This window comes from Lutispora thermophila DSM 19022, assembly GCF_900142105.1.
Lineage (GTDB): Bacteria > Bacillota > Clostridia > Lutisporales > Lutisporaceae > Lutispora > Lutispora thermophila.
Genome location: NZ_FQZS01000005.1, coordinates 12136 through 35456 on the forward strand (window position 1 = coordinate 12136; position 23321 = coordinate 35456).

General features: G+C 34.1%; 23 protein-coding genes and 1 pseudogene. 20 read left to right on the forward strand and 4 right to left on the reverse strand.

What is annotated here, in order from left to right:
* The first annotated feature begins 189 nt into the window (after positions 1-189).
* From BUB48_RS03275 to BUB48_RS03315, 9 genes are all read left to right on the forward strand, one after another.
* Complete coding sequence (locus tag BUB48_RS03275; protein WP_073024538.1) at positions 190-1929, forward strand: methyl-accepting chemotaxis protein; 1740 nt, start codon at positions 190-192, stop codon at positions 1927-1929.
* A gap of 316 nt (positions 1930-2245) precedes the next feature.
* Positions 2246-4531 carry an RNA polymerase recycling motor HelD gene (gene helD, locus BUB48_RS03280; RefSeq protein ID WP_073024540.1) on the forward strand — a complete coding sequence of 762 codons (2286 nt, stop codon included), beginning with the start codon at positions 2246-2248 and terminating at the stop codon, positions 4529-4531.
* Between the two features lie 143 nt (positions 4532-4674).
* Complete coding sequence (locus tag BUB48_RS03285; protein ID WP_073024542.1) at positions 4675-4905, forward strand: DUF1858 domain-containing protein; 231 nt, start codon at positions 4675-4677, stop codon at positions 4903-4905.
* A gap of 50 nt (positions 4906-4955) precedes the next feature.
* Positions 4956-5327 (forward strand): PH domain-containing protein, encoded by a 372-nt coding sequence (locus BUB48_RS03290; RefSeq protein WP_073024544.1) that lies wholly within the window; start codon positions 4956-4958, stop codon positions 5325-5327.
* Positions 5328-5555: 228 nt separating this feature from the next.
* Entirely contained in the window at positions 5556-6005 is a 450-nt protein-coding gene (locus tag BUB48_RS03295; RefSeq protein ID WP_073024546.1) for a DUF2975 domain-containing protein, read from the forward strand.
* A 15-nt stretch (positions 6006-6020) separates the two neighbouring features.
* Positions 6021-6230, forward strand: a complete 210-nt coding sequence (locus tag BUB48_RS03300; protein WP_073024548.1) for a helix-turn-helix domain-containing protein — start codon at positions 6021-6023, stop codon at positions 6228-6230.
* Between the two features lie 17 nt (positions 6231-6247).
* The gene (locus tag BUB48_RS03305) at positions 6248-7816 is read left to right on the forward strand and encodes a DUF4153 domain-containing protein (protein ID WP_073024550.1); all 1569 of its coding nucleotides are present in this window, start codon (positions 6248-6250) and stop codon (positions 7814-7816) included.
* Positions 7817-8474: 658 nt separating this feature from the next.
* Positions 8475-8921 (forward strand): methyl-accepting chemotaxis protein, encoded by a 447-nt coding sequence (locus tag BUB48_RS19285; protein ID WP_242944157.1) that lies wholly within the window; start codon positions 8475-8477, stop codon positions 8919-8921.
* A 357-nt stretch (positions 8922-9278) separates the two neighbouring features.
* Complete coding sequence (locus BUB48_RS03315; RefSeq protein ID WP_073024554.1) at positions 9279-10400, forward strand: SLC13 family permease; 1122 nt, start codon at positions 9279-9281, stop codon at positions 10398-10400.
* A 49-nt stretch (positions 10401-10449) separates the two neighbouring features.
* Here the strand turns inward: BUB48_RS03315 and BUB48_RS03320 are convergent, their stop codons facing one another.
* On the reverse strand, positions 10450-11061 hold the full coding sequence (locus BUB48_RS03320) for a cupin domain-containing protein (protein ID WP_073024556.1): 612 nt from the start codon (positions 11059-11061) through the stop codon (positions 10450-10452).
* A 419-nt stretch (positions 11062-11480) separates the two neighbouring features.
* On the opposite strand from BUB48_RS03320, the gene BUB48_RS03325 reads away from it, so the two are divergent.
* A complete protein-coding gene (locus tag BUB48_RS03325) occupies positions 11481-12218 on the forward strand; it encodes a DNA methyltransferase (protein ID WP_073024558.1) in 738 nt (245 codons plus the stop codon).
* An 82-nt stretch (positions 12219-12300) separates the two neighbouring features.
* Here BUB48_RS03325 and BUB48_RS03330 read toward each other — a convergent pair whose 3' ends face one another.
* Positions 12301-12501 (reverse strand): hypothetical protein, encoded by a 201-nt coding sequence (locus BUB48_RS03330; protein ID WP_073024560.1) that lies wholly within the window; start codon positions 12499-12501, stop codon positions 12301-12303.
* Positions 12502-12678: 177 nt separating this feature from the next.
* Complete coding sequence (locus BUB48_RS03335) at positions 12679-13428, reverse strand: epoxyqueuosine reductase (protein ID WP_073024562.1); 750 nt, start codon at positions 13426-13428, stop codon at positions 12679-12681.
* Between the two features lie 172 nt (positions 13429-13600).
* Here BUB48_RS03335 and BUB48_RS03340 point away from each other — a divergent pair, with 172 nt between their 5' ends.
* The 5 genes and pseudogenes from BUB48_RS03340 to BUB48_RS03360 all read left to right on the forward strand — a co-directional run bounded on the left by BUB48_RS03340 (position 13601) and on the right by BUB48_RS03360 (position 18859).
* Positions 13601-14038 carry a MarR family winged helix-turn-helix transcriptional regulator gene (locus BUB48_RS03340; protein WP_073024564.1) on the forward strand — a complete coding sequence of 146 codons (438 nt, stop codon included), beginning with the start codon at positions 13601-13603 and terminating at the stop codon, positions 14036-14038.
* A 25-nt stretch (positions 14039-14063) separates the two neighbouring features.
* Positions 14064-15791, forward strand: a complete 1728-nt coding sequence (locus tag BUB48_RS03345; protein ID WP_073024566.1) for an ABC transporter ATP-binding protein — start codon at positions 14064-14066, stop codon at positions 15789-15791.
* Positions 15788-17620, forward strand: coding sequence for an ABC transporter ATP-binding protein (locus tag BUB48_RS03350; protein ID WP_073024568.1), 1833 nt, complete (start codon positions 15788-15790; stop codon positions 17618-17620). Before BUB48_RS03345 ends, BUB48_RS03350 begins: the two co-directional genes overlap by 4 nt.
* Positions 17621-17811: 191 nt before the next feature.
* Positions 17812-17997, forward strand: a pseudogene (locus BUB48_RS03355) (transposase); the annotation flags it as partial.
* 358 nt (positions 17998-18355) lie between these two features.
* Positions 18356-18859 (forward strand): GNAT family N-acetyltransferase, encoded by a 504-nt coding sequence (locus BUB48_RS03360; protein ID WP_073024570.1) that lies wholly within the window; start codon positions 18356-18358, stop codon positions 18857-18859.
* A gap of 174 nt (positions 18860-19033) precedes the next feature.
* Here the strand turns inward: BUB48_RS03360 and BUB48_RS03365 are convergent, their stop codons facing one another.
* Complete coding sequence (locus BUB48_RS03365) at positions 19034-19384, reverse strand: YggT family protein (protein WP_084524336.1); 351 nt, start codon at positions 19382-19384, stop codon at positions 19034-19036.
* Between the two features lie 160 nt (positions 19385-19544).
* On the opposite strand from BUB48_RS03365, the gene BUB48_RS03370 reads away from it, so the two are divergent.
* The 5 genes from BUB48_RS03370 (at position 19545) to BUB48_RS03390 (ending at position 23280) form a co-directional block, all read left to right on the forward strand.
* Positions 19545-19958 carry a bacteriohemerythrin gene (locus BUB48_RS03370; protein ID WP_073024572.1) on the forward strand — a complete coding sequence of 138 codons (414 nt, stop codon included), beginning with the start codon at positions 19545-19547 and terminating at the stop codon, positions 19956-19958.
* A gap of 36 nt (positions 19959-19994) precedes the next feature.
* Positions 19995-20960, forward strand: a complete 966-nt coding sequence (locus BUB48_RS03375; RefSeq protein ID WP_073024574.1) for an AEC family transporter — start codon at positions 19995-19997, stop codon at positions 20958-20960.
* Between the two features lie 149 nt (positions 20961-21109).
* The gene (locus tag BUB48_RS03380) at positions 21110-21343 is read left to right on the forward strand and encodes a FeoA family protein (protein ID WP_073024576.1); all 234 of its coding nucleotides are present in this window, start codon (positions 21110-21112) and stop codon (positions 21341-21343) included.
* Positions 21344-21345: 2 nt separating this feature from the next.
* Entirely contained in the window at positions 21346-23115 is a 1770-nt protein-coding gene (gene feoB / locus BUB48_RS03385; RefSeq protein WP_073024578.1) for a ferrous iron transport protein B, read from the forward strand.
* A gap of 15 nt (positions 23116-23130) precedes the next feature.
* A complete protein-coding gene (locus BUB48_RS03390; RefSeq protein WP_084524337.1) occupies positions 23131-23280 on the forward strand; it encodes a FeoB-associated Cys-rich membrane protein in 150 nt (49 codons plus the stop codon).
* Positions 23281-23321: the final 41 nt, after the last annotated feature.

Below are 23321 nucleotides of genomic sequence, written 5' to 3' on the forward strand. Positions count from 1 at the left end.
CTAGGTCATTTTTAAAAGATTGCTTCATGCTCAATAGACAACAGCTTATAAAAATATACAAAAAATAAAAATTATACATAAGCTTGTCTGGTTTTTGTGATATAATACTATTATGTAATAACAAGTGTCAATAGTTGGTAGTGATTACTATACATATACTTTGAATTGAAAAAGAGGAGGATTTAATGGATGAAGCTTCCCAAAAGTTTAAGAATACGTACAAAGTTGATTTCAGGGTTTTTAGTTGTGGCATTTATTGTTGCATTAGTAGGAGTTATTGGGTATGGTGCAACAAATAAAATGTACAAGATTCAGGAGGATTTTACCGAGCGAAGGCTTCCAAGCGTGCAATCATTGCTAATTGTATCAGAAGCTCAGACCTCGATTAATAATTCGGTTAATAGTATTTTGTTAAATGCAATTAACGGTAAAGATTATAAGGAACATTTAAATAATATAGATAATGCATTTAGCAAAATAGAAAGCGAATGGAAAGCATATAATGAAATGTCGGCAACGGCAGATGAAAAAAAATTAAGAGATGATTTTAATCTATTTTGGAATGCATGGAAAAATAACATCAATGATTTTGTTGAACTTGCTAAACAGCACAATGAATCTAATTCAGAAGAAATAAAAACCATGATGCTTATAAAAAATCTTAGTGGAAATGATAAGTATTATGCTAATTCTAAAGCACAACTGGAAAAGCTTGTTGCATTGAATGTAGAATATGCTAATAATGAAAAGGCAGATGCTAAGGTAATGTATACCAGTATATCTGTGTTCCTTGCAGCTGCTATAATAATAGGTTTCTTATTGGCTTTGACACTTGGCTTATTTTTAAGTTCTTCAATAAGTAAACCTATTGTAGAATCGGTGTCTATTGCCAATGAAATTGCTAAAGGTAATCTTAAGCTTAATATAAAAAAACAGCAAAGTACAAGAGAAATTGGGCAAATGTTTATGAGCATAAGCCAAATGGTTGATGGTTTGAAAGAACTGGTCGAAAAAATTAGTATGACTTCTAAGGCTTTGACATCTTCAAGTCATCAACTGGCAACAACATCAGAGGAAGCATCTACCATAAGTGCGAACATAGCAACTACTGTAAATCAGCTTTCAGAAGGTTCTGCAGAACTGGCTCAAGAAATGCAGAATATCAGTAATAATATAAATGATGCAAGCAATGAGATTGAAAATATGTCTATTAATGTTACTAAAGCAGTTGAAGGAAGCAGGAAAGTACTGGAGGCATCAAGCAACGGTCTTGTGGTATCTGAAAATGCAGTACATAAAATTAAATCTATACAGGAAACGTCTATGGAAACATTTAATGTTATTGACATGCTGGGAGAAGAATCAAAGAAAATCAATGATATAGTAGATGTTATTAGGAATATATCGGAGCAGACAAATCTATTGGCATTAAATGCTGCAATAGAAGCTGCAAGAGCAGGAGAATATGGAAGAGGTTTTGCCGTAGTTGCTGATGAAGTAAGAAAACTTGCAGAGCAAAGCAATGGTTATGCTCAGCAAATTGCTGAGGTCGTAGAAAATATTTATAAAGAAATAGAAATAGCGGTAAATAATATGAAAGAAAGTACTAGAGAAGTTGATGAAGGTGTTGTAATAGTAAGTGAAGCCGGAGACGCTTTTAGAATGATAGTAGGCGAGATTGAGAGTATAGTATCCCAAATTGAAAATATTGATAAGTTGATACAAGCTGTGGCAAACAGAAGTAAAGATATTGCAAAATCTATTAACAGCACAGCTGCAATAAGTGAGGAAGCTGCAGCATCAACAGAAGAAATATCAGCTTCCACTCAGGAGCAGACAGCTGCAATACAGGAAGTAGCAGCATCATCTCAGGAGCTGGAAAGAATGGCAGAAGAACTTAACTCTGCTGTGAGTAGATTTATATTATAATTGAATTGCTGTATGGGGCTCATTTTTGTAAAAAAGCAAGAACTTTAGGTTATACTGGGTTTTTGCTTTTTAAAATTTATGGAGTAAAAGCTATATTGTATTATATAGACTTTACTCCATAAATTGCCAGAAAAGTTGCCATTCATAATATTATGTTTCATATATCATTGACATGACTAGTTGGAAAATGATATAGTAGAATCAGCTTGCGTTTATAGGCTCATATGCATAATAACCCTAATTTAATTATATAACAAAACGCGAGCAATGTCAATATAGCTGAATAAAATATTTATTATTTTCAGGAGGTTGTGTCATGAAAATCAACGACTATAAATGGATAGAAGAAAACAAGTGGTTGGATGTTGTACTGAAAGAAGCCTATAGGCAGCTTGATGAAAAGCGTGAACTTTGCATGAAGTTAAGGATGGAAAATATAGAAATACAACGGCAGCTATGGGAAGAGATAGGTTCCATTTCTATAGAAAGCAACCTGGATCAGCTTGTAGATTTTATGTCATTCATAGATATTATAAAAAGGCAAAAGAGGACTTATAGTTTTATAAAAAAGATTGAAAAAAAGTATGAGAGAATAGTAGAATCACCCTATTTTGGGAGGTTTGATTTCATAGAAGACGGAAATAATAATCCTGAAAAATATTATATTGGAATTGCAAATTTGATAAACAACAATTGTGATATATTGGTATACGATTGGAGAGCACCAGTTTCCAGTATTTTTTATGATTATGAAATCGGTGAGGGAGCTTATAATTGTCCTGAAGGAATTATTAAGGGTAAAGTGATATTGAAAAGGCAATATAAAATATCCAACGGGAAGCTGGAATATATGTTTGACAGCAATCTGAAAATTGATGATGAGATACTGCAGGAGGTATTGGGAAGAAGCTGTGACAATAGGATGAAGACCATTGTAACAAGCATTCAAAGAGAACAGAACAAAATAATACGAAATGAAGAGTACAAATATTTGATTGTGCAAGGGCCTGCTGGCAGCGGAAAAACATCAATTGCCCTTCATCGGGTTGCTTATCTTCTTTATAAGCACCGCAACAAGGTATCACCTGAAAACATAATAATATTTTCACCAAATAGAATTTTTAATGACTATATATCAGATGTTCTACCACAGCTTGGAGAAGACAATATGATACAGACCACCTTTAAAGAATATATGCATAAGGCTCTTGATTGTGAATTAAAAAAGGAAGATTACTATGATATGATGGAGTATATTTTAACATCAAAGGATGAACCGTGCTATCAAAAGAGAATACAAAATATAAAATTCAAATCATCAATTGAATTTGCAAATATGCTAAAGAAATATGCAGCTTATGTTGCTGAAGGAGAAAAAGATTTTAATGATATTTATTTTTCAAATAAATTGATAATATCTTCTGATGAGCTTAAAGAGCTTTATTATAATGATTATTCAAGGCTTTCGCTGAAAAATAGATTAGATAAGATTAGAAGAAGAATTATGTTCCTTTTAAAACCTCATGTAGAGGAAAAGATAAAAGAAATCTCTGGCAAACTTGCTGATGACAATTCTGGAATGGATGAAGAAGAAATCATGAAAAAAGCCAAATCTAGCATAAGGGACGAATTAAAGGATGTTCATTCTGAAATTGATAGGATGACTAAGTTTGAAATAGTAGAAATATACAAGCATTTTATTGAAAAAATGGAGCTTTTTTTAGTAAATAAAACTAGTGAAAAGATAATTGATGAAGTAAAAATATTTACAATGGAAAATCTCAAAGCAGGACAGCTTTACTATGAAGATCAGATTCCTATGCTATATCTAAAAATATCATTGGGTGAATTACCCAAAACTTCAGATATCAAGTATGTTATTATAGATGAGGCTCAGGATTACACGCCACTTCAATATGAAATTCTATATCAGCTTTTTAAACATGCAAACATAACTATGTTGGGCGATCTCAATCAAGCTATTAACCCCTATATGAATGTTGGAGATTATAATAATATTTCACATTTATTCCCAAAAGATAGTACATGTATCATGAACTTGACTAAAAGCTATAGATCTACAATGGAAATCGCAAAATTTACAAGAAAGATTTTGAAGAATGAGTCTTCAGATGAGTTTATAGAAAGACCTGGAGATGAGCCCTTGATCCTTGGTTTTTCTCAAGAAGAGGAAATTAATAAAAGAATTATTGAAGATGTAGAGAAATATAAGAATAAAGGCTATAAATCCATTGGTATTATTACAAGGACTAAAAAAGAAGCAAATGATGTTTATAGCCGTCTAAAGAACAAAATTTTTGTAAAAACCATAATAGATGAAAACGAAGAATTTAAAAATGATGTTGTAATAATACCTTCTTATCTTGCTAAAGGATTAGAATTCGATGTAGTGATTATTTATAATGCAGGAGATGGAAACTATAATTGTGAAGAAGAAAGATTGTTGTTTTATACTGCCTGTACTAGAGCACTTCATATATTATGTGTCTACTATTTAAAAAACTCTCAACATAGCCATGTACAGAAGTTTGAACACCATATCTTAGAAAAGTTTTTGGAAAAGCCAAAGATGGCTGGGTAAAGTTCTATGACGAAAGCTTGACAGTGAGGATGCAGTGTAGATAGTTCAGATTTTAATTATGACAGCAATATGAGATACTATTAACTGAGATTTCAATAGTTGATTGACATCAATGTCAATAATTCTGTAGAGAGGTTGATTGTATGAGAAAGAAAATAAACATAACAAAGAGCGTATATGAAATTTGCAAAGATTATCCTGATGTTATTGAGATAATGAAAAATTTGGGTTTTGAGAGCATTACAAATCCTGGAATGATCAATACGGCAGGTAGATTTATGACTATTCCCAAAGGTGCTTCTATGAAAAATATATCTATGGATAAAATAAGAGAAGAATTCGCAAAGAATGGATACGAAATATCAGGAGAATAAATGGATATTATAGAAAATAGTATTATACTTATAAATAAGGAGGTGATATTATGGCGGATGTAGCTAATATATTAAGTTGGACATTTGTATCTGAATGTCCTATACCAAGTGATGTCAATGATTTATTAGTAGAAGGAGAAGAAGCAGTTGCCGCCTATAAAACATTCCGAGATACTGCAATATTTACAAATAAAAGATTGATTGTAAGAGATGCTCAAGGTATTACAGGAAAAAAAGTTGAAATATATTCTTTACCCTATTCATCCATTAATATGTGGTCTACAGAAAATGCCGGAAAGTTTTTGGATCTAAATGCAGAAGTGGAGCTTTGGACTAGGGCAGGACATATAAAGGTGAATCTGCAAAGAGGCGTTGATATAAGGAAGTTTGACAAGTTGATAGCCAATGCAGTTTTAAAATAAGAATATATATCATGTAATTGAATTAACAGACTGGGAATCTATGTTCCCGGTCTTTCTTATTGCAAAGTTTATATACATTTTTGAATTAGTGTGAGGCACGATGCATATAATAAAAAACATAAAAAAATTATCGAAAAACAATAAAATTATATTGTAAATCAATAAGTACTGTGTTATACTACAAATAATGGAAAGATATTTTGTTACTATATTTTGGAGGGTGATTCCATGTGGAACGATAAGAAATCAATTGTTCTAAGCAAGTTTTGCATTTTGGCTTTTTCAGCAATGCTAATTGGTGTAGTTATTACAGCACCATGGATTGTGAATTGGTTTATAGGTTTTTCGCGATCTTATTTGGTAGGAAGGAAGATTTTTTTTCTGTTTACCATCTATTCTGGAAGCATTCCAGCAGCATTACTGCTCTTTTATCTTTATCGTTTGCTACATCACATAGATTTGGAACAAGTATTCATTACAGCGAATGTGGAATATCTAAGACATATTTCATGGTGCTGCTTTGTGGGAGCAATTATCAGTTTTGTCTCAACTACATACTACTTTCCTTGGATATTTGTTGCTGTTGCCGCTGCTTTCATGGGTCTCATTGTACGAGTTATTAAAAATATTATTGCCGAGGCTGTGGAACTAAAGAATGAATCGGAATACACCATATGATGAGGAGGGAAAGATATGCCAATTATAGTGAATTTAGATGTGATGATGGCAAAAAGAAAGATGTCATCCAGTGAGCTGGCTGAAAAAATTGGTATAAGTCAGGCTAATCTCTCCATTCTCAAGACTGGAAAGGCTAAAGCAATACGGTTTTCTACACTGGAAGCAATATGCAAAGCTCTTGATTGCCAACCTGGAGATATATTGGAATATAGCGAAAAAGCTTAAAAAAGGAGGCAAAAAAATTGAACGATAGTTTTTCAAGTTATAATAAAGCATTATTGATAAATGGTGAATCTAAGGCAACTGAAGCGGCTAAGTTAAGAGAGCCTTTTGAAACAGATAAGAAAGACAGCTTTTTTGCCATAATTGCTTATGTGCTAGGATTTTTCTTTGTCAGATGGGTAGTGTTTTCGTCATGGCAGGGTTGGGGAGTTACCATATTTTCAATTGGCTATTGTTTTGCAGTTACAATGTATATCATTAAAAAGGGTTTCAAGATTCCTAGAACAGGACTTTTTTGGCTTGTAATGGTTTTGCTTACGAGCATCAGTTATTCCATGTATGCGAACAATGGTTTGGAACCATGGAGAAGCTTATTTCTATTTTGTTCAGCAGTTTATTTTGTTGTTTGTGCCACAGAACAGCAAATATTGGGCAAAACCAGCAATTTACTAATCATTGATAGTATTAATGCTTTGTTTGTTATTCCTTTTAAGAATTTCAGCTGTCAGTATAAGAGTATTTCTTTTACCAAGAATGCAAAAAAAGGTTCTGGGAAGCAGTTTTCATCAATTGCGCTGGGTTTGTTGCTGGCTATAATTATTGCTGGAATGGTTTTTCCGTTGTTGATGAGAGCTGATAGTGGAGGCTTCTCAAAAATTGCACATGGTACCTATGAATTCTATCTTTTGTTGCAGAATCAGTTTATGGATATCATATTCAACATGATTATTGCAATTCCAATGTCTGCCTATATATTTGGCCTAGTGGCAGGTTGTGTTCACAAGAGATATTGTAGAACATTTAAAGAAGAAAATCTTCAGCAAACAGCTGATTCCATGAGAATACTGACATCCATAACCATTTATACTACTCTGGGTGCAATATGCGGATTATATATAGTTTTCGTAGGAACTCAAATTCCTTACTTTTTCTCAGCATTTGCAGGTCGAATACCTGAAGGATGGCAGGTTTATTCTGAATATGCCAGAAGTGGGTTCTTTGAGTTGTGTCAGATTGCAACCATCAATCTATCATTGCTAATATTAGCAAACCATATATGCAAAAAAACTGAAAAGGGATATTTAAAAATATTAAATTGCGTGCTATCATTGCTTACTTTATTGCTTATTGCTACAGCTTTCAGTAAAATGGCACTTTATATAAGTGTCTATGGACTTTCAATAAGAAGGTTTCTGCCATGCTTGTTCATGATTTTTCTTACAGTGGTTTTCAGTGCTATTATAGCATTGCAGAAATGGCAATTTTCAATTATGAGGCTTTCGCTCATTACTGCCGCACTGATGATTTGCGGTTTTAGTCTGCTCAATCCGGACGGCTTTGTTGCAAATTACAATGCTAATAGATATCTTGCAGGAACATTAAAAGATTTTGATGTTACCATCCTATATCAATCAGGTCCTGCGGGAGTCGAATCTGCATTGAAGGTTTATGCTGAGACTGAGGATCAAGCATTGAAAGCAGAGCTAGAAAACTATATTGAAGAGCAGCGGCTAATAAGTTTAAGCACATCAGGCAAGCCAAGTGATAATATACAGAATATGCTTATAAGAAAAAAGTTCCAACTGTAATTTATAAATAGATATTTCTAAAAAACCTCTTCTGAGCTAGCATCAGAAGAGGTTTTTACAACCCATAAAAAGCTGTTCACATTCATGCAGGAAAATATGAATCAAAATGCATTTATGTTAAAAAGAAGGTAAAAACAAAATTTTGTAGAAATAAATAAAAATTAAGGAATTATTATAATTTTTGCTCGATTATAATAGAATTTTATGTTCATAGTTGAATGATACATAAAAATGTATAAGTGAGGCGAATGGTATGAAACATACAGGAGAAGAAGTTTTACAATTATTTACAGAGTTAGCCCCATATCTTAATGATATTACTATTGAAGATATTGGAGTATCGGTAATCAAAGACGGTTACTATACCTGCTATGTGCATGGAAAATCTTTTGATTTAGGAATAAAGGCAGGGGAGCCTATGAAAGGCCAGGTATGCGAAGAGTGTATAGAAACAGGCAAGAAGGTTGTCAAAATGATTACCAAGGAGCAATCGGTTTTTGGAGTTCCTTATATTGCCTGTGCCTATCCTATTAAAGAAGGGATGAAAACAATTGGTTGCGTTATAACAACTCAAGCTATTACCAATCAAGAGAAAATTAAAAGCATTTCATTTGATTTAGCTGCATCCACGCAAGAGTTTACAGCTAGTATGGAGAAAATGGGGATAGGTGCTCAAGAATTAACAGATGTCTGCGGTAAACTTCGACAGCTGAGCAGCGACCTGGTTAATACCATTAAGGAAACTGATAAGATAGTGGAATTTATTCGAAATGTAGCTAACCAAACTAATCTTCTAGGACTTAATGCTGCAATTGAGTCTGCTCGTGTAGGTGAAGCAGGTAAAGGCTTTGGCGTTGTGGCTCAAGAAGTTAGGAAATTGGCTATTGAATGTGCTAATTCCGTTAATAGTATTCAAACTTTATTAAGTAAAATACAAGACTCAATTGCTCTTGTGAACGAAAAAGTGGAAATTATTGATAATACTGTGCAAAACCAAGAAGAATCGATACAGACTATGACCCAAACCAGCCAAGACTTTGCTACAATGGCTGGTGAGTTAGCAAATATTTCTGAAATCATGTTAAAAGGGACCGCAGTTGAGTAGAAAAGCTTCAGAACCATATTTATGGATAACATCAGAGAATTCGGTTTTCATAGGTTTCTGTGGTACTTATTCGAATGTTAAACTTTATATTATATAATATTCAATATTTGTTGCTAGGAGAGATAAAGCAATATCCTGTGATCTGTATAGCAATAACAGGATATTGTTTTTGATTTCGTTATAGTATGAATGAGACCTTATATATTGTTAATTAATTTAAGACAGTAATGTATTGAATAAAACTTTAAAACTGTGCAAGTTGGTGGTAGAATTAATGTGTTTGGAAAAATAGATTATAATGACGTTTTTTGGAATTATATAGATAATAACTAAATGAAGTAAGGATGAAGCAGAAGTATGGACAGATTAAAACCGGATAATGTAATGAAATTATTTAAAAAGGATCCTGTATTTTCAATTTCTCTTATACTGGCATTGATAAGCTGTACCTTGTCAAGACCTAAGGCGGACTATATAAACTTTGAAGTTCTGGCTTGCTTATTCAATCTGATGGTAGTGGTTAAAGCCTTTGAGGAACTATGCTTTCTGGATAAAGTTGCTGTAAGTATACTGAATAAATGCACAGATAGCCGTAAGGTATCTCTTGTGATGGTATTATTGAGCTTTTTCTCATCTATGGTTATTACCAATGATGTGGCTCTCATAACTCTTGTGCCTTTGACATTGATTATCAGCAGAAAATCGGATATGGACATGCTTGTTACAGTTATACTTCAAACTTTGGCAGCTAACTTGGGCAGCAGCTTGACGCCTATAGGCAATCCTCAAAATCTGTATATTTTTTCTTATTATAGGCTTACAGCTTCTCAGTTTTTTGCATCTATCAGTTTTTTAGCTGTATCAGGATTGGTATGGTTATGTGTACGAAGCCTTAGAAGCTCAAAAATTGAGTATGAGTTGAATTTGGGAAATGTAGATATTAAGGATAAAAAAAAGGCCACAATATGGGCCTTGCTATTTATCATAATAATATTATCTGTTTTTGATGTAATTAATTATAAGATAGTTTTTATAGCCACATTGATAATAACATTTTTTATAAATAAGAGGCTTTTACTGAAAGTGGATTATTTGTTATTGGCTACTTTTGTTTGTTTTTTCATTTTTATAGGGAATATTTCCAATATACCTTCGGTAGCTGAGTTTATGAAGCAAAATTTAGATGATCCGGTACAAACTTATTTCAGTTCCATCTTGTTAAGCCAGGTTATTAGCAATGTACCATGTGCTATTTTTCTATCGAAATTTACTACTTATTGGAAGGAGCTGCTGCTAGGTGTTAATATCGGAGGAATGGGAACTATAATCGCATCTTTAGCAAGTGTAATATCCTACAAATTATTTGTAAAGGATAATCCCGGAAGCAGCAGAAAATATATCGGATTGTTTAGCCTTTATAATGTTATAAGCCTTGGTTTATTTACATTTATCAACTATTTTATAGCTATAAAAAGATAGTATTAAAATAAATGCTTTCTCGGAGGATTCTACCATTTATGAAGCAGAGTTAACGGTTTTGCCTTTTCTCTGCTTCTTCTGCATCTGCTTTTGTTTTATGAACTGTACCCCAAGGGTGTTGAGGTGGCGAATAAATTGAGTAAAGTTTGATGGGTTTATTTCCTGTGTTTATCAGATTATGCCATGTTCCTGCAGGTATTATTAATATGAAATCGCCGGATACTCTTGCCTCAAAATCCAACTTGTCTTTTCTGCTTCCCATTTTAACGATTCCTTGGCCTTCTTCGATTCTTATGAATTGATCCAGGTAAGGGTGAATTTCTAAGCCAATGTCTTTGCCTACATCAATGCTCATCAATGTAAGCTGTAAATGCTTTCCTGTCCATAAAGCAGTACGAAAATTTTTATTTTCTTTGGCAGCCGCTTCAATATTAATGACAAGAGGTTTAGGACCATAATCCTTTAATCTGGTGTTACTGCAGCAATTCTTTTTCCATGTATGGCTATACGCACTATTATAATCTTCGGCATATTCTTCGCATCCGTCATAATCCTCCAGAAAATCTTCCCATAGTTCATGATTATAAAAGTATTGATTGGACCAATAAGGGCACATGTTCATGTAGTAAGGCCATGGATGATTCTTATATGAGTTTTTCATGGTTTTACTCCTTTCATAGCTTTTATAAACCACAGGAAAGTATAATGCTACCTTGCTATAAACTTGACCTAGTGGATTTCTAAAACAATTCTTAATGGAGAGTAACGAAAGCACTCCCTGAAATAATGAAGTGTTAATCAGGTTCATACTGAATCTTGACTTCTAATGGAGTTTAGATTCAGTAGAACGCGGACGAAAGGCTTCATTGATTGATATAAATGCTTCCAAAGAAAGCCTTTTTTAATTATAATATGCTCTTTCAACGTGGAAGGTTCCTCAATGAGAAGTATAGTTAAGCTCAACAGTCATATAAAGTTATATGCACTGGAATAAGTTATGCATGGGTCGATAAATTATGCAAATTCCAGTAATTATGGACAATCCTTTATGCATAGACATGCAAAAAGGGGGATGAGCCATTGGATACAGATATGATGATTGATAATGAATTTCATGATGATTATGATGAATGGCTTCAATGCTTAAATAGCCTATGGTGTGGAAAAAAAGTAGATGTGATCAAAAGAATAATCAAGATGTTTACAAGTCCGAAGGAAATTGTTCTTGATCCATTCATGGGTGATGGGACTACTGTTGAGGTAGCAAATACTTTGGATAGGAAAGCCATTGGATTTGAAATAAATGAAAAGTACATATCTGCTGTTATAGAAAGGCTAGAGGGGCATAGAGATAGTTATGAAATAATCGAAGATAGCTGTATTAATATTACCAAATATCTATATGAAGAATCAGTGGATCTTTGCATTGCTACGCCACCATGGTTGAATATGTACCATAGAAACCATGCAGGACATAAAAAGCAAAATGATTTTACCTTATTGCATAAGAATATAGGAAAGACAAGCAGCTATTCTTGCTATCTAAGTAACCTAGCAAAGGCTTTTTCAGAAGTGTATGAAGTTTTGAAACCAAATAAAATGTGTATTGTTATTGTAATGGATATGAGAAAAAGAGACAGGTTATATCCTTTACACATAGATTTAGCTAATATAATGGCTGATATTGGATTTATAATAGATGATTTAATAATATGGGATAGCAGGAAGGAACACAGTACTCTGAAAGCAGTGAGTAATTCCTGTGTTTATAGAACAAATATAGTACACGAGTATATCTGCATATTTAAAAAGGAATAGAAAGAAAGTAGAATCCTATGATGATGCAATTAGAGCCTTAAACTTATGAGGATATCGTGGAAAATATTTCATATAATTACATCTACAATAATTCTAATAAAATAGCAATGCCAAAACCAATACATAAAATGCCTATAATAAGATAAAAGATAGCCGCAATACGATCTCCAACAAGCTTCCTTAACGCTACAGCTTTTCTGTTTTCCCAATAGAAGTCTGGTTTTAATAAAGTACAAATAGTAGTAAATAGACCAATAAACAAAATCACAACTGCAGTTGCCATATTTATATCTCCTTTACACTTGTTTATATGTACAAATACATTATATAATAAATGCATAAATATGTAAAACCATATCAAATCATGTAATTCATATTTCATTAAAAGAATTAGCTAGAAATATTAAACTTTATATTCAATATTAAGGCTACAGCTGAGTCAATTACTGTAGCTTTAATATTACTTATCAATAATTGCAACAGGACAGGAAACTACGCATTTACCGCAAACATCGCATAGCCCAATATCAGTGAACTGCTGTGATATATCCAGTAATCGGTTGTAGCATTGGAATCTATTGAAACCATCAATGCTAAGGGCATCGACAGGACAGGCTTTAACGCATTTCAAACAACTGCCGTTTTTATAGTATAGGCAGTATTCTTCTTCTGTTCTCTCATCAGGGAATATTTCCTGGGACATAATTACGGTACCGTATCTTCCTGCACTTCCTGCTTTAGTTATGAGCATTCTATTTACACCGAACTTTCCTAGGCCGGCCACGTAGGCAGCACTTCTGTGGGACCATCCGGAGGTCAAGGTTTTCTCATCAAAGTTGTGGGTTGCTTTCACTGTTGCTGCCTTTATTCCAAATTGCACCAAAAAATCAATCATATTTTCGGATATATCATTGATTAGCTTGTTAGTTTTCACATAGGATTCAGCCCATTCGATAGAAACTGTATCGCCTACTCGATTGCTGGAAACAACGCTTTCAGAGAAAGGAATGAAAAAGGATACCACTGTTTTTGCTTCAGGAAGAATATCTTGAGGATAAAGGTGTTGGAGTCCTGCATTGTTTTTTATGTTTTTAAATAATGGGTCATTGGCGGAAGAAAATCCAATCAGCGGTTGTCGGTAAAAGTCTCTTTCTTCTGATTCTGCCACTGATTTTTTTATCAGTTCAATAAGTTCATCTTTAATATTCATTTCACCCACTCCTTTTATAAAGAAATGACATAAAGTTAAGCTATTGCTTTTATAGTAGCATAGTCCCCATTTTTAAATCAATGAATAAGTTATTGACTTTAGAGAAAAATTAGTTTAGCATTTAAGTATTGTTTTTATATACTTTAGCACTAAAGTATTTGGAGGTGTAAATGTGTTAGAATTAGATGTGGCGATAAAGTTGAAGGAGACTCATCAGAAGATTACTCAAGTAATGCAATTGAAAATAGATGAGTATGGCCTTACTTTTGGTCATTTGCGTCTTATGATGTTGATTGACATGTTTCCTAATGCAAGCCAAAAGCAACTGGCTGAAAAGATGAGATTTACTCAAGGAGCTATGAGCATGGTAGTTAAAAAGCTGTTAAACCTCAGTATGCTGGAGCAAGTGGCTCAGGAGTCGGATATGCGGCATAAGAGATTGATTATAACTGATAAAGGCAGAGCTATGATAGATGAGTATACGGATCATATCAATAAAAAATATAAGGATATGTTCATTGGATTTAGCAGTGAAGAACTATATGAGATTTATGATTATTTGACAAGAATTAATGATAATTTGGGCAGAATTATATCCAGTAATGATTGATACTGACATGTAGAACAGGAGGGATATGTTGAGAAAGTTATTGACTTTTATGAAAAAATATGCTATATACGCTTTTTTAAGTCCTTTATTTATGATATTGGAAGTGTTGGCAGATATTATAATACCCTATATAATGTCACGTATTGTTGATGTAGGTATTGCAAATCAAGACATTCAATACATTGTAAAATTGGGAATAGCTATGGTAATATCAGCATTGCTGGCAATGACCTTCGGTGTTTTAAGTGCCCATTGCGGTGCCCGAGCCGGTTATGGATTTGCCGCAGAAATAAGAGAAGAAACTTTCAGAAAGATTCAAAGCTTTTCCTTCACAAATCTTGATCAATTGACTGTTCCTTCGCTTATAACAAGACTTACCAACGATTGCAATACAATAGGTCAGGTTACCATGATGAGCCTTAGAATGGCTGTAAGGGCTCCTTTTATGTTGATATTTGCTCTTATTATGGCTTTTACCATAAATTCATCTCTAGCAAAAGTCTTTATGATTGTAATACCCATTACTGTAATTGCAATAGCTGTAGTATTATATAAAGCGGGTCCGCTCTTTAAGAAGCTTCAATCGCGTATAGACAGAGTAAATGCAATCATTCAGGAGAATTTGATTGCCATAAAGGTTGTAAAATCCTTTAACAGGCAAGATCATGAAGAAAGAAGATTCAAAGAAAGGAATGACGATTTAAGAGATACAGCTCTAAAGGCAATCTCATTGATTCTATCACTTACTCCTGTTGTAAATCTGATGATATATTCTACTATCATCGCTGTACTGTGGTATGGAGGACGGCAGGTAATGATTGGTTCCATGGGAAGCGGGGAGCTGATTTCTTTCATTACATATATAACTCAGGTATTAATGTCTCTTATGATGATTTCAATGTTCTTTATGCAGCTTATGAGAGGTGTTGCTTCAGGTAGCAGAATTCTGGAAGTACTAAATACGGAGTCTGAAATAAAGGAACCGAAAGAACCTGTAAAAGAGATGAAGGATGGTTCAATAAGCTTCTATAATGTAAGTTTTTCCTATCCCGGCAGTAAGGAGAAAGTGCTTAAGGATATAAATTTAAGCATCAAATCGGGAGAGATTATTGGTATTATTGGTTCAACGGGTTCGTCCAAGTCCACCTTGGTTCAATTGATACCCAGGCTATATGATATCAATGAAGGTTCAGTGGTAATAGGAGGAGTGGATGTAAGAGATTATGATATAAAAATCCTTCGTGATCAGGCAGCTTTTGTGCTTCAGAAGAATACATTGTTTTCCGGAACCATCCGTGACAATATGAAATGGGGAAAAGAAGACGCCACTGATGAAGAGATCATCGAAGCGCTGAAGCAGGCACAGGCTTGGGAATTTGTTTCGAAGTATAAAGATGGATTGGATCATAGAGTAGAGCAAGGCGGTGACAATTTCTCGGGAGGTCAGAAGCAAAGGCTTACAATTGCAAGAGCTTTGTTAAAATCCCCTAAAATTATTATACTTGATGACTCAACCAGTGCGGTAGATATGGCTACAGATGCAAAGCTTCAAAAAGTCTTCAGAGAGGAATTGCCTAAGGTGACCATAATAATAATCGCTCAAAGGATATCCTCCATACAACATGCAGATAGGATATTGGTACTCCATGAAGGACAGATAGAGTCCATTGGAGATCATGATACTTTGATGAAAGTATCACCAATATATAGAGAAATCTATGAGTCTCAACAGAAAGGAGTGATTGGGCAATGAATAGGCAATCAAAACCTTTACATCTGCGTCCAAAGGATCCGAAGAAGACTTTGATAAGACTCTTCAGCTATTTCAGATTTAATAAAGTCTACTTTTTTGGAGGAATACTATTTATTATATTAGGTGCTCTTGCTGAAATAGCTTCTAATGCCATGTTAAGTCCCATCATTGATACATTTATTGAAGGAAAAGAGAAAAGAATTCTAATCAGATATTTTTTAATAATGGGCATGTTTGTAATAATCATAGCTTTGGGTCAATATTTGGGAAATTTGTTTATGGCAAAACTGTCCCAGAGAACGATTCACAGGATTCGTGAGGATATGTTTTCTCATATGGAAAAACTACCTATATCATACTTTGACAGAAATTCTCACGGCCAATTGATGTCTACATTCATAAATGATGTAGATATGCTTACTCAATCTCTGGAGCAGGGAATTTCTCAGTTTACAATATCATTAATAACAGTGGTAGGCACATTTGCCATGATGATATATTTAAGTCCCATACTCACTTTATTGGTAGCAGTTATGCTGATAGTCATGTTTAGAGCTATAAAATATGTTGGCAAGAAATCCGCAACCAATTTTAGGAATCAGCAGGCTGCCTTGGCTGATATGAACAGTTATGTTGAAGAGATGATGTCAGGACAGAAAGTGGTTAAAGTTTTTAACTATGAGGAACGGGCTATAGAATCATTTGTTAGGAAGAATGAACAGCTTCGCATAGCTAGCACTCAAGCTTCTACATACGGAGTTATGCTCATGCCTATTATGGGTAATCTATCATATGTTACTTATGCCCTTGTATCTATGATGGGAGCATTTTTAGTTTTGAAAAAAGTTCTCAGTGTTGGGAACATTGCATCATTTTTGCAATATACCAGGTCTGTTTCGAGACCAATAACCATGTTTTCAAATCAACTAAATACATTATTTGCTGCCTTAGCAGGAGCGGAAAGAATCTTTGAAGTGTTAGATCAGGAAGAAGAAATTGACCAAGGAGATGTAAACCTTGTTAGAAATCGCAACGGAGAAAAGGGATATTGCTGGAGAATACCTAAAGAGAATGGAGAATATGAGGAAATACCTCTTAGAGGATATATAACTTTCAAAGATGTAAACTTCGGATATGATGAAGGGAAAAGGGTGCTGAAAAATATAAATCTCTATGCCAAACCCGGTCAGAAGATTGCATTTGTGGGTTCTACCGGTGCAGGGAAAACCACCGTAACAAACCTTATCAACAGGTTCTATGAGATAAATGATGGCACTATATTATTTGATGGTATAGATATAAGAAGAATTAATAAGCATGACTTAAGGAGTACCATGAGTATTGTGCTTCAGGATGTCCATTTGTTTGAGGGGACTATCAAGGATAACATAAGATATGGGAGACTTGATGCCACAGATGAGGAGATAATTGAGGCGGCAAAGCTTGCTAATGCCCATTATTTCATCAAGAACCTTCCCAATGGTTATGATACTATGCTGACAGCAGACGGCATGAACCTATCTCAGGGTGAGAGACAGTTGCTGTCCATTGCAAGAGCTGCAGTTGCAGATCCTACAATTCTAATACTTGATGAAGCTACATCATCTGTAGATACAAGGACTGAGAAGCTTATTGTAGAAGGCATGGATAAGTTGATGGAAGGAAGAACGACCTTTGTAATAGCCCATAGACTGTCTACTGTTCGTGACTCTGACGCTATAATGGTATTGGAACATGGAGAAATAATTGAAAGAGGCGATCATGAGGAGTTGATGAATCTAAAAGGCCGTTACTATGAATTAAATACGGGAGCTGCAGAACTAGAATAAATTTATAAGAGTACACCTGAAAAGGTGTGCTTTTTTGTGGGCTTTAGCCTGTTGAGCATGAAGCGAGTTTCTCGAGAGAGAAATGAGCCATACGAAACAATAAACCACCCGCTATGCGGGTGCGAGACGGAAGTTATACAAAAAAATCACCTTTCTGTTATAATAGAGTTGTTCAAGCTACTATAACAACGAAAGGAAAGAGTGCACTAATGATATTTGATAAACATGCAAACTTAAAATATAAGTTTGGAAAAAGGCATTTTTGGGCAGAGGGTTGCTATGTAAGTACTGTAGGGTTAAATGAAGCAACCATAAAGAAATACATACAAGAACAAGAAAAGCATGACATAATGATAGACAAATTAAGTGTGAAGTAATATGAAGACTAAGGGGTAGCAAGTAATACGGTCGTCCCTTAAGGGGCGGCAAAAGCGACAAGGGCGTAGTGGCTTGAACGAAGTGAAAGCCAGCGTCTTTAGGCGCTGGCCGGTAACAGAGGCTTATAGCCTCAGAGCAAACTACCCGTTTTACGGGTAGTTATGATTTAATGAAAATAATTCACCTATTATGAGTCATATAGATAAACATAGGAAAGCACAACTTTCAGTCAGAAAGATGAGTTAAACTAAGTTAAAGGTGATTACAGCATTTGACTATATTGTATCATGATGGTATCATTTCCATGACCTTATTTAAGCCTGTATGGCTTATTATTTTTTATGGAGGGTTGTGTTAATGAAATCAAAAAAAGTCCATCTAAGGCAGGAGGTTTTTGAAGCGGATGCATATAAAATTGCCGCTTGGTTGGAAGATCAGGAAGTATCAAAATATTTGAATGAACATCAAAATGTATCAAAGTCCATTAGATTAGTATTGCAAAGGATGAATATGCCTATATTGACTCATGTATTCAATCAAAACGGCAGTTTCTTTGTAATATTGGAAGAACAGCTACCTATAGGATTTCTAAGATTAGTTCCAAAGGGTAAAATGGCAGAAATGGTAATTGTAATAGGTGATAAAGAAAAATGGGGATTGGGATTAGGAAAGAATGCCATAATTCAAGGCTTGAACCATGCATTTTTTTCTTGGAGAGTTGATAGTGTAATTGCAAAAATTAATTATAAGAATGAACGATCCATCAGAGTCTTTAGAAGGGTGGGATTTAAGCCTGACAGAGAATTGGCAAAAGAAATCCAATATTCAATTACCATGGAAGACTTTCTGAAGATAAGCTAATAAGGTCCGATAAAAACAGGAATTTAATATAGATCTATATGTGGGATTTCCTAAATTTTGATCTTTCAGGGGTTGATGACTAAGATATCCCCAAAATATGAAATAGCAATATTGTTTGGGCGATGTTAAAAGAGATGACTTAATAAATATTTGATGAGACAAATATTTATTAAGTCACTCTTTTTCTGCCTTTATACGAATGAGACCTACAATGCCCCAAGCTATGACAGAGTAAACTATCATGCCGATTATAGTGGCAGGCTCTAATACTGATTTTGACGTGAGTCCTTTAGATACAAAAGAATTGAATATTCCGGTAAAAGGTGCTATGAATATTCCCGTCATGGAATATATAAACGATACAAATCCATTATCAGGATTTGCACCTAAAAGTTTAAAAAGGAAACGAAACAGCAGAAGAGCCTCAATCAGGCTCAGTATATAATAGATTGCATGTTTAGTCTTTTTAAACCATAGGGGTTTGTCATAATCTATATCATTACGATTTTTTGTAAAATTACTCATAATATCATTTCAGACTCCTAAAATTAGATCATTATTCTCTATTATTCCAAATTCCTCGAATAATATGTGTAGTAAAAGATGGCTTTATTATTGTTATTTTTTTGCCTGTGATGTAGAATTATTATGAAATGTTGTATTAAATATGGAGGTGGTGTATATAATGTTTGAATGGAAAGATGCTTACAAAGTTAATGTGCCTGAAATAGACAAGCAACATAGGGAGCTTTTCAGAATAGGAAGGGAAATTGCTGATCTTGTTGATGCAAAGGATGATTATGATCATTTCGATGAGATAATGGCGATTTTGAAGCAGTTGAAAGACTATACCTTTTATCACTTTCAATATGAGGAAAAGCTTATGGAGAAATATGGTTATGAAGGGACTGACCTTCATAAGATTGAGCATCTTTTCTTGACAAAGAAGATTGAGAAATTTGAAGAAGAAGATTTAGATGAAAAACAAGGTGAAGCTGTTGTTGAACTGGTCAACTTTATTTCTGACTGGATATGTGGTCATATACTGAAAACTGATATGAAATACAAGGATTTTTTTAATAAAGTTATACAGGATTAATCGCAGCATTAATATCAACTAAAAAGGAAGAGTTAAATGAATGTATTTTTATTTGTACTAACAAACAATATAATACCCATATTTACTGTTGTAGCACTAGGCTTTCTACTTGGCAAGAAATTTAATTTGGACATAGGCACTATATCAAAGATGATATTTTATGTTATCATACCTTGCTTTGTTTTTGTGAATATTTATAAAACTGAAATACACATCGATATGATGAAGGTCATGCTGATAGCTGCCACAATTCTCCTATGCAATTTTTTACTTTCAGCTTTTATAGCTAAAATTAGAGGATATGACATAGGAATGAAAAATGCCTTTGCTAACTCAATTATGTTCTTCAATTCTGCCAACATAGGAGTTCCATTAATCACTTTAGTATTCAGCAATGAACCTTTTGTAATAAATGGGGAAACACCTTATTTAAGCACAGCTATTGCAGCTCAGATAATGGTTATGCTGTTTCAGAATATCACTATTAATACAATAGGATTTATAAATGCAGGCAGGGCTAGTACACAATGGAAGGATTCTCTGGCAAAGGTTTTAAAAATGCCAATTATATATACTATTATTCTGGCATTCATATTTAAATTCTCAAATTATGATTTGACCAAAGTTCCAATATGGCCTTCATTGAATTATTGTGCCAACGCACTTGTAGCAGTTAACCTCATTGCACTGGGAGTTCAATTGTCAAAAACTAATTTCAGTCTAAAAAATAAAGAAGTTTATTTATCATGTTTGGTAAGGTTGATCATTGCTCCTATAATGAGTGTAATATTGATAAATATGTTACAGTTGAAGGGTATTGTTGCTCAGGTTGCAATGATTTCTGCAGCATTACCTACAGCGGTAAACACAGCCCTCATTGCTGTAGAATTTGATAATTATCCTGATTTTGCTTCTCAAACTGTTATGGTATCCACACTATTAAGTGCGATTACTTTATCATTTGTCATCTATTTTGCAAGAGTGTTATTTCCAGTAATATGATAGATTGTGATAATGAATCCATATTTAGAATACATAATATCTTAATAGGTATTATGTATTTTTTTGCATATAACATTGACATTCAATCTCAATGAGACTATTATAATAATGTAGTAAGTGAGAATGCTTATCATTAGGGGGACTGAAATATGAGTTTATATGATCTAAAGCCTGGTCAACAGGGATATATTCAATCAGTAAAAGGAGATGACAAGTTGGCAAAAAGGCTTTTGGCTTTGGGATGCATCGAAGGTACTCCAGTAAAAGTGAAGCTTGTTGCACCATTAGGAGATCCCATCGTTATAAGCCTTCGTGGATTTGATCTTGCTATAAGGAAGAGGGATGCGAAGAACATACTTTTGAAGGAGGTAAAGGAGGCATAAGATTGATAACAGCAGCATTATTGGGTAATCCCAATGTAGGAAAGACCACGCTTTTCAACTATCTTACTGGCTCCAATCAATACGTAGGAAATTGGCCAGGTGTTACAGTAGAGAAAAAAGAAGGTTATATCGATAACAATATTAAAATAGTTGATTTACCCGGCATATATGCATTGGATACCTATTCAAATGAAGAGAAGGTTTCTAAGGAATTCTTGGAAAAAGGAAATGTGGATGTAATTATAAATATCGTTGACGCTTCAACGCTGGATAGGAATTTATATTTGACACTTCAACTTAAACAGTTTAATAAGCCAATTATTTTGGTTCTTAATATGATGGATGTTGCTAAATCAAAAGGTATTAAAATAGATTTTCAAAAGCTCGAAAGTAAGCTTGGGGTTAAGGTTATCCCAATATCAGCATCTAAAGGTATAGGATTAGAAGATGTAAAGAAGCTGCTTAAAAGCGGTAATTTTTATAGCTTATCAAATGAGAATGATTATCATTATATAGAGGATGAAAAGAAAAATTATAGATTCATTGAGGAAGTTCTTGCTGAAGCCATAGTGAAAGAAAAAGAGGAAGGCATGACTATAGGAGATAGAATTGACTCAATTGTTTTGAACAAGTTTTTGGCTTATCCTTTATTCCTTTTAATATTATATGTGATTTTCAAGCTTACATTTACATGGGTTGGACAACCACTGTCAGATCTTATGGATGAGTATGTCATCGGTGGCGTAGTATCTTTACTGGAAAGTTTACTGGAAAACAGTAGCCCTTGGTTCAAATCTTTGATAATAGATGGTATAGTTGGGGGAGTAGGTTCGGTTATTGTATTTTTACCTGTAGTAATGACCTTATTTTTAGGTATATCTTTCCTCGAAGACAGCGGATATATGGCCAGAGCAGCTTTCATTATGGATAGAATCATGAGAAGGATAGGTTTATCAGGTAAAGCCTTTATTCCTTTTATTATTGGTTTTGGATGTTCAGTGCCAGGTATCATGTCTGCTAGGACTCTAGAAAGCGAGAAGGACAGAAAGTTGACGGCACTATTGGTTCCTCTTATGTCTTGCAATGCAAGGTTGCCTGTTTATGCCTTGTTTGCAAGTGTGTTTTTCCCTGGCAAGGAGTCATTTGTTACCTTTTCATTGTATTTGCTAGGTATTGCTGTAGCAATTTTTATTGGAATCCTTTTTAAAAACACAATATTTAGGAAAGGTGAAGAGCCTTTTATTATAGAATTACCACAGTATAAAATGCCAGAGTTTAAGAGCCTTATGAGAAATACTTGGGAAAAAGGAAAAGGATTTTTGAAAAAGGCGGGAACTATAATATTCTCAATGTCTGTAATCGTATGGCTTTTATCTAATTTCAACTTCAACGGTATGGTAGGCATGGAAGATAGCTTCTTGGCTCATATAGGAGGAGTTATATCGCCTATATTCAAACCTATGGGTTATGGAACATGGCAAAGCTCAGTAGCATTATTGACAGGCCTTATGGCAAAGGAAGTAGTTGTGAGCACCATGGGTGTTGTATACGGAGCAGATTTGCAGAATATACTTCTTCAATATTTTACGCCTATAGCTGCCTATAGCTATCTTGTTTTCGTATTATTGTATACACCTTGCGTATCTGTAATAGCAGTTATGAGAAAGGAATTCGGCAGTAAGATGATGGCTTTCTCAGTAGTATATCAGTTGATATTGGCTTGGATTGCATCCTTCCTTGTATATAATTTATGTAGCCTTATATTAGGCTAGGAGAGGGGAATATATATGGAAATATTAATTGCCTTGGGTATTGTGGCATTGGCAGCTTTTCTACTTTTCAGAAGTGGAAAGAAAAAGACAAAGGGAGATTGTGGTTGTGGTTGTGGAAGTTGCTCCTTACAGTGTCCTGTAAATGAAGATCAAAGGGAAAAATAGCAGGTAAATGGTATAAATGCCTATGAGGTTTTATTCCTTAT